This is a genomic window from Vibrio sp. 10N.286.48.F5, from assembly GCF_041469785.1.
Taxonomy (GTDB): Bacteria; Pseudomonadota; Gammaproteobacteria; order Enterobacterales; family Vibrionaceae; genus Vibrio; species Vibrio crassostreae_C.
The window spans coordinates 1-13,915 of sequence record NZ_JBFRLG010000001.1 but is presented as its reverse complement, the minus strand read 5'-3'; the positions used below and the strand labels follow the sequence as shown (position 1 = coordinate 13,915).

The following is a 13,915-nucleotide window of genomic DNA, read 5'->3' as shown; positions in this document are numbered from 1 at the left end:
GCGACACGCTCAGGATTTTATATATGGTACATAAGAACATCGCCTTTATTGGGGCGGGAAACATGGTTCGCTCAATTGTAGCTGGCTTAGTTGCTAGTGGTTACCCAGCGCAAAAGATTACTGCGACAGCACCTTCAGAAACCAGAAGACTGCCGTTAGAACAAGAATACGGCATCAATACCACCAGCGATAATATTGCCGCAGCTGAAAAAGCAGACGTTGTTGTGTTATCAGTGAAACCACAGATGATGGCTGATGTATGTAAACCCTTACAAAGCATCGACTTTAGCAACAAACTGGTTATCTCCATTGCTGCGGGTATTAATGCGAATCGACTCAATGAGATGTTAAACTGCCAACTGAACCTTGTTCGTGTGATGCCAAACACGCCATCACTGCTAGGTAAAGGAATGAGCGGTCTTTATGCCGATTCAACGGTCAGCCAAAATGATAAAGACTTTGCATCTCAGCTGATGCAAGCTGTAGGTGAAGTGAGCTGGGTTGAACAAGAGTCTGGAATCAACAACATCATTGCGGCGGCGGGGAGTGCTCCAGCTTACTTCTTCCTGTTTATGGAAGCGATGCAAGTTGAGGCAATCAACCAAGGCTTCGACCAAGAAACCGCTCGTAAATTAGTGCAGCAGTCTGCATTAGGCGCGGCAGAGATGGTGGTAGCGAATCCAAATACTGAATTATCGACACTGCGTGAACAAGTGACTTCAAAAGGCGGAACAACTGCAGAAGCATTGCGCACGTTCAATGAACATCAACTATCAGACATCGTAGCCAAAGCCATGCAAGCGGCGGTCGCTCGAGCTGAAGAGATGGAAAAACTGTTTTAAGCATTTTGTCGCTCGGGTTATATCTAAGCGGCAAGTAAATCCGAAAAAGGAAACAATATGAACTCGATGAGCTTTCTGATCTCGACCGTTTTTGATCTTTACATCATGGTTGTGATCTTGCGTATCTGGCTACAAGCATCACGTGCAGATTTCTACAACCCATTCTCACAATTCATCGTAAAAGCGACACAACCAGTTGTTGCCCCACTGCGCCGAGTTATTCCATCAATCGGCAGCCTTGATCTAGCGACCGTTGTTTTCGCTTATGTGCTGTGTGTACTTAAGTTCGTTGCTCTAAACCTGATTATCTCTGGCGGCGCAGCTGTATTCGATATCAGCTTCCTGATCTTTGGTGCACTATCTTTGCTCAAAGCGGCTGGTGGTTTGATCTTCTGGGTTCTACTTATCCGTGCAATCCTAAGCTGGGTAAGCCAAGGTCGTAGTCCAATCGAGTACGTATTCCATCAACTGACTGAACCAATGCTAGTGCCTATCCGCCGTATCCTTCCGGACATGGGTGGTTTCGACCTAAGCGTACTGGTTCTGTTCATTGTTCTGCAATTTGCGAACTTCCTAATGGGCGACATGATTGGCCCTATTTGGTATCAGCTATAGTTCAAGTACAAACATCAGGTACTTTGACGATGCCAAAAGCGGTTTGGGCCGAGGAAGACGATATTCTTCTTAGGCTCTATATCCAACCCAAAGCAAGCCGAGACAAGATTGTTGGCTTGCATGGTGAGGAACTCAAAATTGCCATAACTGCTCCACCAGTAGATGGCAAAGCCAACGCCCACTTAGCGAAATACCTTGCGAAACAGTTTAAGGTCGCAAAAGGGCAAATTAAGATAGAAAAGGGAGATCTCGGTAGGCACAAGCAAGTTCGAATATGCTCGCCAAGCCAAATCCCAACTGAAGTCAAAGCCATCCTATGATGGCTTTTTGCTATTTATTGGAGTCATTATGCGTTTATGGATAACAGCACTACTCACCGCTCTTGTTGCCTTACCAAGCTCAGCAGGGCAATTTAAGAACATTAAGGATGTCGAGGTTCATTACTCGGCTTTTAATTCCACGTTCTTAACTTCGCAAGTCGCTAAGCAATACAAACTTAAGCGAAATGGATACTCAGCAATCCTCAACATCAGCGTGTTAGACAAGGCTTCTCTAGGCAAGCCTGCGACAACGGCTAAAATTACGGGAACAGCGAAGAACCTCGTTGGAAACACCCGTACTTTGAAGTTTCGAGAAATCAAAGAAGGCGATGCGATTTATTACCTTGCTGAGTTCCCCGTAACTCACGAAGAAAACATCACCTTCGACATCGATGTGAACGCAGGCCTAAAAGGCACTGGTCCACTGCGTTTCACACAGAAATTCTATATAGAAGAGTAAGCTCAAACCTTACTTTTCATTTATTAACTTATTTAGAGCTACATTCCCATGAGTAAGATTGTTTTAGCAACAGGCAACCAAGGTAAAGTTCGCGAGATGGCAGATATTCTGTCTGAGTTTGGTTTTGACGTTGTCGCGCAAAGTGAATTTAACGTTTCAGAAGTCGCTGAAACAGGAACGACTTTCATTGAAAATGCCATCATCAAAGCTCGCCACGCAGCGAAAGAAACAGGGCTGCCAGCCATTGCTGACGACTCAGGTTTAGAGGTTGATTACTTAAATGGTGCGCCAGGTATCTATTCAGCGCGTTACTCAGGTGAAGGGGCAACCGATAAGCAGAACATCAAAAAACTATTAGATGCGATGCAAGGTGTCGAAACTGAAAAGCGTACTGCGCGTTTCCACTGTGTGTTGGTGCTAATGCGTCACGAGAATGATCCAACACCTCTAGTGTGTCACGGTAAATGGGAAGGTCGTATTCTTACTGAAGAACACGGTGAGAATGGCTTTGGCTACGATCCTGTGTTCTTTGTACCAGAAGATAACTGCGCCTCAGCAGAGCTTGAATCTTCGCGTAAGAAGCAACTATCACACCGTGGTAAAGCGCTTGCGTCACTATTCAAGACTCTCAAGGAGCAAGCTCTGTAATGCACAATGCAGCGCTAATACCACCCGCACTTAGCCTCTATGTACACATCCCATGGTGTGTACAAAAGTGTCCGTATTGTGATTTTAACTCTCACGCTCTGAAAGCCGAGATCCCTGAAAAAGAGTACATCGATGCACTGCTTGAGGATCTCGATACTGATATCGAAAAATATCAGCTCAATGGTATGCCTCGCCCACTGCATTCGATCTTTATTGGTGGCGGTACCCCAAGCCTGTTTTCTCCTGAAGGAATTGGCCGATTGTTACAAGGCATTGAACAGCGCATCCCGTTCAAACCTGAAATAGAAATCACCATGGAAGCCAACCCGGGAACTATCGAAGCTGAGCGTTTTGCAGGTTACCAAAAGGCAGGCATTACTCGAATCTCGGTGGGTGTGCAAAGTTTTGAGCAAGAGAAACTGGAAAGACTTGGGCGTATTCATGGTCAAGATGAAGCGGTAAATGCCGCTCATTTAGCGCATAAGATTGGATTGAATAGTTTCAACTTAGACTTAATGCACGGCTTACCCGATCAGAGTATTGAACAAGCGTTGGCTGATTTGGATAAAGCGATAGAACTCGACCCTCCGCACTTATCTTGGTATCAGCTAACAATAGAACCTAACACCATGTTCTATTACAAAACACCAACGCTGCCTGATGATGATGACCTTTGGGATATCTTCGACCTAGGCCATAAGAAGCTCGCAGACGCAGGGTATGTGCAGTACGAAATTTCAGGCTACAGCAAGCCGGGATATCAGTGCCAACATAACCTCAACTACTGGCGCTTTGGTGACTATCTAGGTATTGGCTGTGGCTCTCATGGCAAGCTGAGCTTTACAGATGGACGCATTGTTCGTACCACTAAGGTTAAGCACCCTAGAGGCTATCTAGCTGCGTACCAAAACATGGTAAAACCTTATCTATCAGATGAATTTGAAGTGCCGAATGAAGACCGCCCTTTTGAATTTTTCATGAACCGCTTTAGGTTAATGGAAGCATGTCCAAAGCAGGATTTCATTGATACGACAGGGCTTGGTTTTGACTCGATTCAAAAAACGATTGAATGGGCAAAAGAGCTAGGCTACTTGAAGGAAACCGACACTCACTGGCAGATCACTGAAAAAGGAAAGCTGTTTCTCAATGATCTGTTAGAAGCCTTTATGGCAGAAGAAGACGAGTAGTTCGAGATTCGAGATTCGAGAAGCATTGCGTAAGGGTTGGCTTTAGGGTCAACCCTTTTTGTTTTATAGCCCTCTCTCGGAGCGAAGCGTTCTATAGGACAACGTCCGTGCTCGAATCTTTCTCTTAGAAAATAGAACGACCAATTCGCTCTGAAAGCAACTCTAGAGCCTTAGTACCTGCGAGCGAGTTGCCAGAAGGATCAAGCTCTGGAGACCACACCGCAATCGTCATTTCGCCAGGAACGATAGCAATAATACCGCCACCAACGCCCGATTTTCCTGGCATACCAACACGGTAGGCAAACTCACCAGCCCCATCGTACAAGCCACACGTCGCAAGCAAAGCATTCAACTGCTTGGTTTGAACTGGCGTGATGATCTCTTTCTTGGTTTGAACCGACACGCCTTTGTTTGCTAAATAGCTAAAGGTTTTTGCCAAATCCACACACGTCATTTTAAGCGCACAAGCGTGGAAGTAGTTATTCAGAACTGGGATAACATCATTCTCAAAATTACCAAATGAACGCATCAAATAAGCAATGGCAGCATTACGATCGCTGTGCATCATTTCTGAAGCCGCTACCACCTTGTCATACACAATATGAGTATCACCCGATAACTGACGCACAAACTCTAACAAGCGGTGCCTAGGCGCAGACAAGCGGCTTTGTAGTAGGTCTGCAACGACAATTGCCCCCGCATTGATGAACGGGTTGCGGGGAATACCATACTCCATCTCAAGCTGAATCATCGAGTTAAAGGCTTGACCAGAAGGCTCTTTGCCTACTCTTTGCCAAATCTCTTCCGGCTTATAGAGCACCATTGCTAACGTCAAACTCAAAGCCTTAGAGATAGATTGTACAGAGAAGGCTTCCTCTGCATCACCAGCTTGAATCACTTCTCCTTCATTGGTGTACACCGCAATCGCCAGTTTCTGGTTCGATATACGCGCTAATGCAGGAATATAATCAGCGACCTTTCCCTGACCAATTAAAGGGCTAACTTCTTCTAAGATCTCGGCCAAAATAGCTTGAGTTGGTTTCATGTGTGCTTACTTCTATATTGTTATTTTTGTAGGGATGTAACATATACCAATCGTAGTAAATAACAGCTCACTCTAGCTTGTTAAAATGCTCGATAACTGCGTTAGAGTTTTTGATTGTAGAGTAACTACTTATCGAAAAATGCTGCCTTGTTCTCAAGCCTTTTTCCTACGCTATTTCTGATCACTTACTTACTGTGATTGGTATTACTTTCTGTCGTTAAGCCTTTACTGAAATAAAAGCCTAAGGACAAAAAAGCCAACACTACAATAATGTTGGCTTTTATCAATCCCACAAAGTGTAAGGTTAAGATCCTAATCAAACCTCACCTTCATTTGTTTAGGTTCAGAATTACTTAGTACGCTTGTACTTAATATCCCAAACGCCGTGACCTAAACGATGGCCACGAGCTTCAAACTTAGTCAGTGGACGCTCATCCGGGCGAGGAATGTAATCACCATCTTCAGCGATATTCTCAAAACCTGGAGCAACGTTCATTACTTCAATCATGTGCTCTGCGTAGTTTTCCCAGTCAGTTGCCATGTGGAAAATACCAGTTTCAAGGTGTAGCTTAGCACGAACCATTTCAGCGAATTCAGCTTTAACGATACGACGCTTGTGGTGGCGAGCCTTGTGCCATGGGTCAGGGAAAAACAGTTGCAGTGTATGCAGGCTGCTATCTGGAATCATGTGTTCAAATACTTCTACAGCATCGTGACACATTACACGCAGGTTAGTTACGCCAGCATCGCGAGCTGTACCTAAACACGCACCAACACCCGGGCTATGAACTTCAATACCTAAGAAGTTTTTCTCAGGTGCGTTCTTTGCCATTTCAACCAGTGATGCACCCATACCGAAGCCAATCTCTAGTACAACCGGGTTATCGTTGCCAAATACTTCTTTCCAGTTAAGAAGCTCTGGGTTGTAGTCGATACCCATTGTTGGCCAACATTCATTCATCGCGTTCTCTTGGCCTTTTGTTAAGCGGCCTTCGCGGCGAACAAAGCTACGGATCTTACGAACCAGTTTGCCGTCTTCAGTATATTCGTTAGTGGTCACTTCACTCATTGATTTTTGCCTGCACATTGATTAATCAAAGCGGGGATTATCCAAAGAATTGCCTCCGGTGCAAGTCTTTCCGTGGATAAATTCCCACACAATTTGTCTGTTTTACATCCAACGTTAAGTGTGGTGCAATTTCGCTTCTAATAATAGCAAAGCATAGAGCATGTCGTGACTCCTTTCGCAACCGCCATATTAAAGTGGTATGACGCCTACGGGCGTAAAGAATTGCCTTGGCAACAAAACAAAACCGCCTACACCGTTTGGCTATCTGAAATCATGCTTCAGCAGACTCAGGTTGCTACGGTGATTCCATACTACCAACGCTTCTTAGAACGCTTTCCAACGGTTATCGACCTAGCGAACGCCGAACAAGATGAGGTACTCCACTTATGGACAGGGCTTGGTTATTACGCACGAGCTCGCAATCTACATAAAGCAGCCAAGATCGTTGCTGAGCAATATGGTGGTGAATTTCCGCTGTCTATCGAAGAGATGAACGCGCTACCGGGGATTGGTCGCTCAACAGCAGCAGCCGTCTTATCATCGGTTCATAAACTTCCTCATGCGATTCTTGATGGCAATGTAAAACGAACGCTTGCGAGAAGTTTTGCCGTTGAAGGTTGGCCGGGGCAAAAGAAAGTCGAAAACCAGCTTTGGGCACACGCCGAAGCACATACCCCAAAGCAAGATGTCGATAAGTACAACCAAGCAATGATGGACATGGGTGCCATGGTTTGTACCCGTAGCAAGCCTAAGTGCACCTTGTGCCCGATTGAAAGCATGTGTGAGGCCAAGAAGCTCGATAGACAGCTCGACTTCCCTGGCAAAAAGCCTAAGAAAGAAAAGCCAGTAAAAGACACATGGTTTGTGATTCTGTATCACGACAACCAAGTGTGGCTCGAACAGCGCCCTCAATCTGGTATCTGGGGCGGATTGTTTTGTTTCCCTCAAAATGAAAACGCAGAGATCGAACATCAACTAGATCTTCGTTCGATCAAAGACACTCAAACCAATTCGATCAAGACCATGATTGCGTTTAGACACACTTTCAGCCACTACCACTTAGATATCACGCCAGTATTAGTGAAATTAGATAAACAACCAGATTTGATAATGGAAGGGGCTAAAGGTCTCTGGTATAACTTATCAAAACCGGAAGAAATTGGCCTAGCCGCTCCTGTAAAGCAGCTTATTGAGAGCCTACCCTTTGAACTGAACGACGACGTTTGAATCAACGAACGCGATAAGAGGAACCACTATGAGCCGCACTGTATTTTGTGCTCGCCTTCAAAAAGATGCTGAAGGCCTAGATTTTCAACTTTACCCAGGTGACTTAGGTAAGCGTATCTTTGACAACGTGTCTAAAGAAGCTTGGGGACAATGGCAAAGCAAGCAAACTATGCTTATCAATGAAAAGAAGCTAAACATGATGGATCCTGAGCATCGTAAACTTCTTGAAACTGAGATGGTTAACTTCCTTTTTGAAGGTAAAGATGTCGTAATTGATGGCTATACTCCACCAAGCGAATAAGACATTTATTTAAGCAATTTTTAATGACATCATGGTTAACGCTGCGATGTCATTTTTGTATGAGGAACTATGAAAAAGCTAAGTTACTTCCTAACAGCCATGTTATTAACTGGCTGCAGCCGTGAATTTGTCGAAAGCATTTATGATGTCAATTACGAGCCAACCAACCGGTTTGTGAAGAATTTAGCTGAGCTACCCGGACAATTTGAAAAAGATACCGGGGCGCTAGATTCATTAATAGATAGCTTTTCAGGCAACATTCAAAAACGTTGGGGTAGCAGTGAAATCAAGATAGCAGGTAAGAGTAACTATGTGAAATACATAGATAATTACTTAAGTCGTTCAGAAGTGAATTTTAGCCAAGGCCTGATAACGGTGGAAACGGTTTCCTCTACCGAACCGAAAAAACACCTCAAAAATGCGATCATGACGACCCTTTTGACGCCAGATGATCCGGCGCGTGTCGATCTATTCTCTTCTAAAAGCATCAAGCTAGAAGGCAAACCTTTCCTCTATAATCAGGTCGTAGACCAAGAAAAAAAGCCCATTCAATGGACTTGGCGAGCGAACCAGTTTGCGGATTACCTGATCGCGAATAACCTAAAAACCAAAGAAGTCGACTTTAAAAAAGCCTACTACGTTGAAATCCCAATGGTGGCCGACCACGCTAGCCAGCGTAGTTATCAATATGCCAACATCGTTCGACGAGCGTCTCAGCGTTATGACATCCCTGAAGATTTAATCTACGCTATCATCAAGACAGAGAGTAGCTTCAACCCGTACGCCGTAAGCTGGGCTAATGCTTATGGTCTTATGCAGGTGGTACCTAAAACCGCTGGTCGAGATGTATTTGAACACGTCAAAAAGAAACCTGGTGAACCAAGCCCTGAGTACTTATTCAATCCAGAAAACAACATTGATGCTGGCACCGCATACTTTTACATCCTTAAAAATCGTTATTTGAAAGACGTAAAAAACCCATTAACGCTTGAATACAGTATGATTTCAGCCTATAACGGCGGTACTGGTGGCGTACTCAATACCTTCAGTAAGGACAGAAAGCGAGCAATGCAAGACTTAAACTCGCTGCAACCGAGCCAAGCCTACTGGGCGCTTACCAAGAAGCATCCAAATAAAGAGTCGCGCCGATACCTCGAAAAAGTAACGCAATTCAAAAAAGAATTTAACCAAGGTAAAACATAACCCTCACTTTTGAATAAAAAAACAACGAACGAACGGTTTTTTTAGTTATTTTCAAAAAAGGAGTTGACGGTTATGCAGAAAATCCGTTTAATAGCGCTCCGTTGCCCGGATAGCTCAGTCGGTAGAGCAGAGGATTGAAAATCCTCGTGTCGGTGGTTCGATTCCGCCTCCGGGCACCACAATTTGATTTGTTGGTGTCAACACTCTTTAACAGGGAGTAACAACACGGACAAAAGCATAAAGAATTTAGTGTGCCGACTTAGCTCAGTAGGTAGAGCAACTGACTTGTAATCAGTAGGTCACCAGTTCGACTCCGGTAGTCGGCACCATTCTTTTGCCTCGATAGCTCAGTCGGTAGAGCAGCGGATTGAAAATCCGCGTGTCGGTGGTTCGATTCCGCCTCGAGGCACCATTATTTGGTGCTTAACAAATAATGGTCTTTATAGACCTGATGTTGACACAAATAATTCCCCTTTAGTTCAGTTGGTAGAACGGCGGACTGTTAATCCGTATGTCGCAAGTTCAAGTCTTGCAAGGGGAGCCACATTCAAGAAAGCCAAGTCGAAAGACTTGGCTTTTTTTCGTTTGAACAAAAACAAACTCTATTCAATATACACATCAGCTCCTCACTAACTCTTAATCAGTCTCGATAAATTGAGTTATCTCCTTTTAGTACTCTTACTACAGCAGTTGATTCTAAGTTCTATAAAGCATATCCACTACAACAGAACCAACGCCTTATAAAGTTCATGACCCGCTAATATTCACATTAAAACAAATAGAACCAAGTTCTGTTACTTTTTTTTCTTCGAAAATTTAATCCCTATCATACTTTGATGTCTTTCTAATATCTGCCTTACACCACTTAGATTAAGATTCGATGAATTATACCTAATACTAATTATTGAATCGCTGCGCGGGGAAATATGAAACTAAAAACGCAAGCTTACTTATTATCGGGCATCATCTTGATCGCCCTGCTAGCACTGACGGCTACAGGCTTATGGACCTTAAGAGTTGCTAGCAACATGGACAACAAAGCTCGCGTAACAGAGCTGTTTAAGAGCGCATACAGCATTCTTACTGAAGTCGAAAAAGTGGCGATTGATGGCACACTAGAAGAAGAGCAAGCCAAGCAACTAGCTACTCGCCTTCTACGCAACAACATCTATAAAGATAATGAATATGTTTACGTAGCCGATGAGAACATGACGTTTATCGCGACACCATTAGATCCTCAACTGCACGGAACCAGTTTTAACGACTTTAAAGATGGCGACGGCAATAGTGTTGGGCAGCTAATCCAAAGAGTACTTGGTAATCGTACTGGCGAGATCATTGAGTACACCTGGACACAAAAACTGCCAGATGGAACGATTGAAGAAAAACTGTCTATTGCAGAGAAAACGCCACATTGGGGTTGGGTTGTCGGCACTGGTATCGGGTTCAATGAAGTTAACGCTCGTTTTTGGTCTACTGCTCAATGGCAGCTATTCCTTTGTGTCGTGATTGCTGGTCTTATTCTGGCGAGCCTAATTGTATCCATTAAACGCATGCTAGCGCTTCTTGGCGGCGAACCTAAAGACGTACGAGAAGCAGTACAAGCCGTAGCACAAGGTCGAATTCAAACCTCTTTCGAAACTCAGGCAATTGACGGCAGTATCTATCACGCCGTACAACAAATGAGTAAGTCATTGGCTGAGCTAGTATCAAACCTTGACGCTTCAATGCTGGCATTAAGAGGCGAACTGCAGCGCGTAGAAGATCGCGCTGGGTCAATTGGTCAACTGACAGACACCCAACAGCAATCAACAGAGATGATCGCGACAGCAATGACCGAGATGGCCTCTTCAGCCAATAACGTAGCTGCTTCAGCTAGCGATACCGCGCGCAACACCGACGAGGCCGACAAACAGAGCCAGCATACCCAACAACTCATTCACAACACAGTAGATAACATTCAAGGCTTAGCAGGCCAACTAGGCACAGCAAGCGAAGCTGTCGCTAACCTAGATAACGATGTAAACAACATTGCAAAAGTATTGGATGTGATTGGTGATATAGCGGAGCAAACTAACCTATTGGCACTAAATGCAGCCATTGAAGCAGCTCGAGCTGGCGAACAAGGTCGTGGATTTGCTGTTGTAGCAGATGAGGTTCGTAACCTTGCAGGCAGAACACAATCGAGCACAAAAGAAATCCAATTAATGATTAATAACCTTCAAGAGGGATCTCGCAACGCAATTCAAACCATGGAAGTGTGTGCCGCGACCAGTGAAAGCACCGTAACAGAGTCTCAAAACGCCTCTGAAGCACTACAACAGATTGTTGTCGCATTAGAGTCCATTTCATCAATGAGTCATCAAATCGCAACAGCGGCCGCTGAGCAGACTCAGGTGAGCGATGATATATCGAAGCGTATCAATATGATCGAAGAGAGCGGTAACCAACTGAGCAATGTCGTAACAGAAAGTCATAACAGCACCCAAACTCTTGCCTCTCTTTCCAACGAATTAGAAGCTTGGGTTAATAGGTTTGAAGTAAAACACTAAACTCCCTAGAAAATTTTCAAATAAAAAAGCACGTTTTCATACGTGCTTTTTTTATTTCGGCGCCCATTCAGTGTAGTTAACCGTAGTTTTACTATCTTTTAGGGCATGCTAGACCTAGGTTTTTCACCCCAAATGAGCAAAAACAACCCACTAAGTATAGAAAAACATCAAACGATACTTTTTTTGCAATTTAATGTTGACCCAGAACGCGAAAACACGTTTAATACACCTCGTCGCCCGGATAGCTCAGTCGGTAGAGCAGAGGATTGAAAATCCTCGTGTCGGTGGTTCGATTCCGCCTCCGGGCACCACAATTTATTTGTTGGTGTCTTAGACAACAACAGTAAAGCACAAAGAAATATTATGTGCCGACTTAGCTCAGTAGGTAGAGCAACTGACTTGTAATCAGTAGGTCACCAGTTCGACTCCGGTAGTCGGCACCATTTCTTTAAAGCTTTAAGAATAATTCCCCTTTAGTTCAGTTGGTAGAACGGCGGACTGTTAATCCGTATGTCGCAAGTTCAAGTCTTGCAAGGGGAGCCAAGTTAATCATCAAGCATAAGCTTTTTGATTCATGATGCCGACTTAGCTCAGTAGGTAGAGCAACTGACTTGTAATCAGTAGGTCACCAGTTCGATTCCGGTAGTCGGCACCATTCTCTTGATTAGAGACTAAACAATCAATTCCCCTTTAGTTCAGTTGGTAGAACGGCGGACTGTTAATCCGTATGTCGCAAGTTCAAGTCTTGCAAGGGGAGCCAATTAAAAGAAGCCGCATCATTGATGCGGCTTTTTTGCATCTAAAGATCCTAACTTATTAATACAACTACCCTCACCTTTCAAATACCATATTCAATTCAGAAACCAACCGTTTTTATATCCTTCCAAAGCTACAAATCTTCGCTACTTAATGCTCTTCAAAATCTCCCAACAACAAACGACACATTCACGTAAGAGTCAGTCACAGTACGTTGCTACTCATTTTATTGACTAGGAGATCGGTTGAAAAAATCAATACTAAGTTTGGAGGTAAGAAAGCTAAATAACGAATCAAGTAAGCGCTGAAAAGCTCTGTAAGACACTTCAATCCAAATTGATACACAGATTACTCTTTATCAAAACTATCCACTACAATAGCGCCCATAGAGGCTGGCATTGAAATAACAATCACTCTTTTGATCGATACGACGGGATCACTCAATAGAGGTAATTTGTCCAGGCAAGTCAGTACCAAAGCAACGACCAATGCCGTCATAACATAAGCAATCACTATTCTGAAAATAAACACCGGCAACCGAGCAACAACATCTTTTTGAAAGACACTCTCATACGTATAGAAGCCTAAGAACACCGCAGACAGTAAAAATAGCAGCAATAGATTAGCGGTAGGTAAAGTCTCCCCTAACTTCCAAGCCTCTTCAGAAAAAGAAATCGGCACGGCCAAGGCAAAAGATCCCACAAAGATCTGGCTCGCATCTTCAAAGTTAAAACTCAATTTCATAATTCGACCCATTAGGTTTAAGGCTTTATCTAATTCTGAAAAGAATCACAAAACTATCCGCCAATGATTTGGGGGATTTTTATTTCTACTAAGCAAACAGTAGTGACCTTCTAGCTTCATCTTAGTCGCAATAACCAAAACATAGCTTGAACTAACCAGCAAGAAATCAACATGTTCTGAGCAAAGTTGTCGACACAACTAATTCATATCGAGTCAACAAGCACATCAGAATCGAAGAGAGACCGGTAAACATCCTAAATTACCATCCCCTAGAACCAGAGAACATCACAATCAGTTGGGGGAAGAACCTCCCTGCACGTGTAGATACGGATACGAGGGACACTCTATGTCTTAACTTACATATCCCTCCAGCACCACTTTGGAACGCAACCTAACAACTCTCACCTTTCAAGCTGAATCTACTCCGCTTCCATCCTTTGAAATGCTTCTAACAAAGCGCTTGATGCTATCGAGAGTGGTTTAAGCTGAATGTATAATAAGAGCTATTAAGTCGACTCATTAAGGGCTATAGCGCTCTTAGCAGAAGCCTCCATGATAGAGCCCTAATTACACGTATCCTATAGATTCACAGATAGAGCAGAAGTCAGATTTCGTAGACGAAAGGCTGTTAACTAATACTGAGAGCCACTCACTTAATAAAGGAAACATCTACAGCGCAGAGTAATTAGGATGGGGTGTAAGGCTTTTATAACTCAAAGTATTAATAAGGGGTCAGTTCAGTCTCATAAATCTAACTTACAGCGCGTATGGTTCGAGTATCTGAATGCTAAACTTAAAGCTACATACGTTTGAAATCATGCTCGAGTCACCTCACAGCTGGAATCAGAAATGATGTAGTCCTAATCATGAGTTGGTTTTGGGGAACACCTGAGCTAAGAGCTGTGGGCTACGGGAAAATCTTTTGTGTAATACCAATTAAAGTAAA

Annotated in this window: 13 protein-coding genes and 9 tRNA genes; 19 read left to right on the top strand and 3 right to left on the bottom strand. The window is 43.7% G+C overall.

Annotated features, from left to right (window positions below):
• The first annotated feature begins 23 nt into the window (after positions 1 to 23).
• From proC to hemW, 6 genes are read left to right on the top strand one after another with little or no spacing between them, the layout of a single operon-like run.
• Positions 24 to 842: a pyrroline-5-carboxylate reductase gene (gene proC, locus AB4185_RS00110; RefSeq protein ID WP_108209503.1), complete on the top strand. Its 819-nt coding sequence runs from the start codon at positions 24 to 26 to the stop codon at positions 840 to 842.
• Positions 843 to 899: 57 nt separating this feature from the next.
• Complete coding sequence (locus AB4185_RS00105; RefSeq protein ID WP_017067798.1) at positions 900 to 1,457, top strand: YggT family protein; 558 nt, start codon at positions 900 to 902, stop codon at positions 1,455 to 1,457.
• A 29-nt stretch (positions 1,458 to 1,486) separates the two neighbouring features.
• Positions 1,487 to 1,777 (top strand): DUF167 family protein YggU, encoded by a 291-nt coding sequence (gene yggU, locus AB4185_RS00100; protein ID WP_102427900.1) that lies wholly within the window; start codon positions 1,487 to 1,489, stop codon positions 1,775 to 1,777.
• A gap of 28 nt (positions 1,778 to 1,805) precedes the next feature.
• Positions 1,806 to 2,237, top strand: a complete 432-nt coding sequence (locus tag AB4185_RS00095) for a DUF4426 domain-containing protein (protein WP_017062246.1) — start codon at positions 1,806 to 1,808, stop codon at positions 2,235 to 2,237.
• A 48-nt stretch (positions 2,238 to 2,285) separates the two neighbouring features.
• Entirely contained in the window at positions 2,286 to 2,885 is a 600-nt protein-coding gene (locus AB4185_RS00090; protein ID WP_017062247.1) for an XTP/dITP diphosphatase, read from the top strand.
• Positions 2,885 to 4,072, top strand: a complete 1,188-nt coding sequence (gene hemW / locus AB4185_RS00085) for a radical SAM family heme chaperone HemW (RefSeq protein ID WP_017062248.1) — start codon at positions 2,885 to 2,887, stop codon at positions 4,070 to 4,072. The genes AB4185_RS00090 and hemW overlap by 1 nt, the downstream gene beginning before the upstream one ends.
• Before the next feature lie 124 nt (positions 4,073 to 4,196).
• Here hemW and glsB read toward each other — a convergent pair whose 3' ends face one another.
• Entirely contained in the window at positions 4,197 to 5,117 is a 921-nt protein-coding gene (gene glsB, locus AB4185_RS00080) for a glutaminase B (protein WP_372123725.1), read from the bottom strand.
• A gap of 349 nt (positions 5,118 to 5,466) precedes the next feature.
• Complete coding sequence (gene trmB / locus AB4185_RS00075) at positions 5,467 to 6,186, bottom strand: tRNA (guanosine(46)-N7)-methyltransferase TrmB (RefSeq protein ID WP_008223608.1); 720 nt, start codon at positions 6,184 to 6,186, stop codon at positions 5,467 to 5,469.
• A gap of 165 nt (positions 6,187 to 6,351) precedes the next feature.
• On the opposite strand from trmB, the gene mutY reads away from it, so the two are divergent.
• From mutY to AB4185_RS00010, 13 genes are all read left to right on the top strand, one after another.
• Positions 6,352 to 7,413 carry an A/G-specific adenine glycosylase gene (gene mutY, locus AB4185_RS00070; protein ID WP_372134644.1) on the top strand — a complete coding sequence of 354 codons (1,062 nt, stop codon included), beginning with the start codon at positions 6,352 to 6,354 and terminating at the stop codon, positions 7,411 to 7,413.
• 28 nt (positions 7,414 to 7,441) lie between these two features.
• Entirely contained in the window at positions 7,442 to 7,714 is a 273-nt protein-coding gene (locus tag AB4185_RS00065) for an oxidative damage protection protein (protein ID WP_010435637.1), read from the top strand.
• 69 nt (positions 7,715 to 7,783) lie between these two features.
• Positions 7,784 to 8,917 carry a membrane-bound lytic murein transglycosylase MltC gene (gene mltC / locus AB4185_RS00060; protein WP_372134642.1) on the top strand — a complete coding sequence of 378 codons (1,134 nt, stop codon included), beginning with the start codon at positions 7,784 to 7,786 and terminating at the stop codon, positions 8,915 to 8,917.
• A gap of 103 nt (positions 8,918 to 9,020) precedes the next feature.
• Positions 9,021 to 9,096, top strand: a tRNA-Phe gene (locus AB4185_RS00055).
• Positions 9,097 to 9,170: 74 nt separating this feature from the next.
• Positions 9,171 to 9,246 (top strand) — tRNA-Thr (locus tag AB4185_RS00050).
• Positions 9,247 to 9,253: 7 nt separating this feature from the next.
• Positions 9,254 to 9,329: transfer RNA gene (locus AB4185_RS00045), tRNA-Phe, on the top strand.
• 56 nt (positions 9,330 to 9,385) lie between these two features.
• Positions 9,386 to 9,461: transfer RNA gene (locus AB4185_RS00040), tRNA-Asn, on the top strand.
• A 382-nt stretch (positions 9,462 to 9,843) separates the two neighbouring features.
• Positions 9,844 to 11,469 (top strand): methyl-accepting chemotaxis protein, encoded by a 1,626-nt coding sequence (locus AB4185_RS00035; RefSeq protein ID WP_372134640.1) that lies wholly within the window; start codon positions 9,844 to 9,846, stop codon positions 11,467 to 11,469.
• A gap of 235 nt (positions 11,470 to 11,704) precedes the next feature.
• Positions 11,705 to 11,780 (top strand) — tRNA-Phe (locus AB4185_RS00030).
• 56 nt (positions 11,781 to 11,836) lie between these two features.
• Positions 11,837 to 11,912, top strand: a tRNA-Thr gene (locus tag AB4185_RS00025).
• Positions 11,913 to 11,936: 24 nt separating this feature from the next.
• Positions 11,937 to 12,012, top strand: a tRNA-Asn gene (locus AB4185_RS00020).
• A 36-nt stretch (positions 12,013 to 12,048) separates the two neighbouring features.
• A tRNA-Thr gene (locus AB4185_RS00015) sits at positions 12,049 to 12,124 on the top strand.
• Between the two features lie 29 nt (positions 12,125 to 12,153).
• A tRNA-Asn gene (locus AB4185_RS00010) sits at positions 12,154 to 12,229 on the top strand.
• A 344-nt stretch (positions 12,230 to 12,573) separates the two neighbouring features.
• On the opposite strand, the gene AB4185_RS00005 is transcribed toward AB4185_RS00010, so the two are convergent.
• Complete coding sequence (locus AB4185_RS00005; protein ID WP_017060180.1) at positions 12,574 to 12,969, bottom strand: DUF2391 family protein; 396 nt, start codon at positions 12,967 to 12,969, stop codon at positions 12,574 to 12,576.
• Between the last annotated feature and the right edge of the window lie 946 nt (positions 12,970 to 13,915).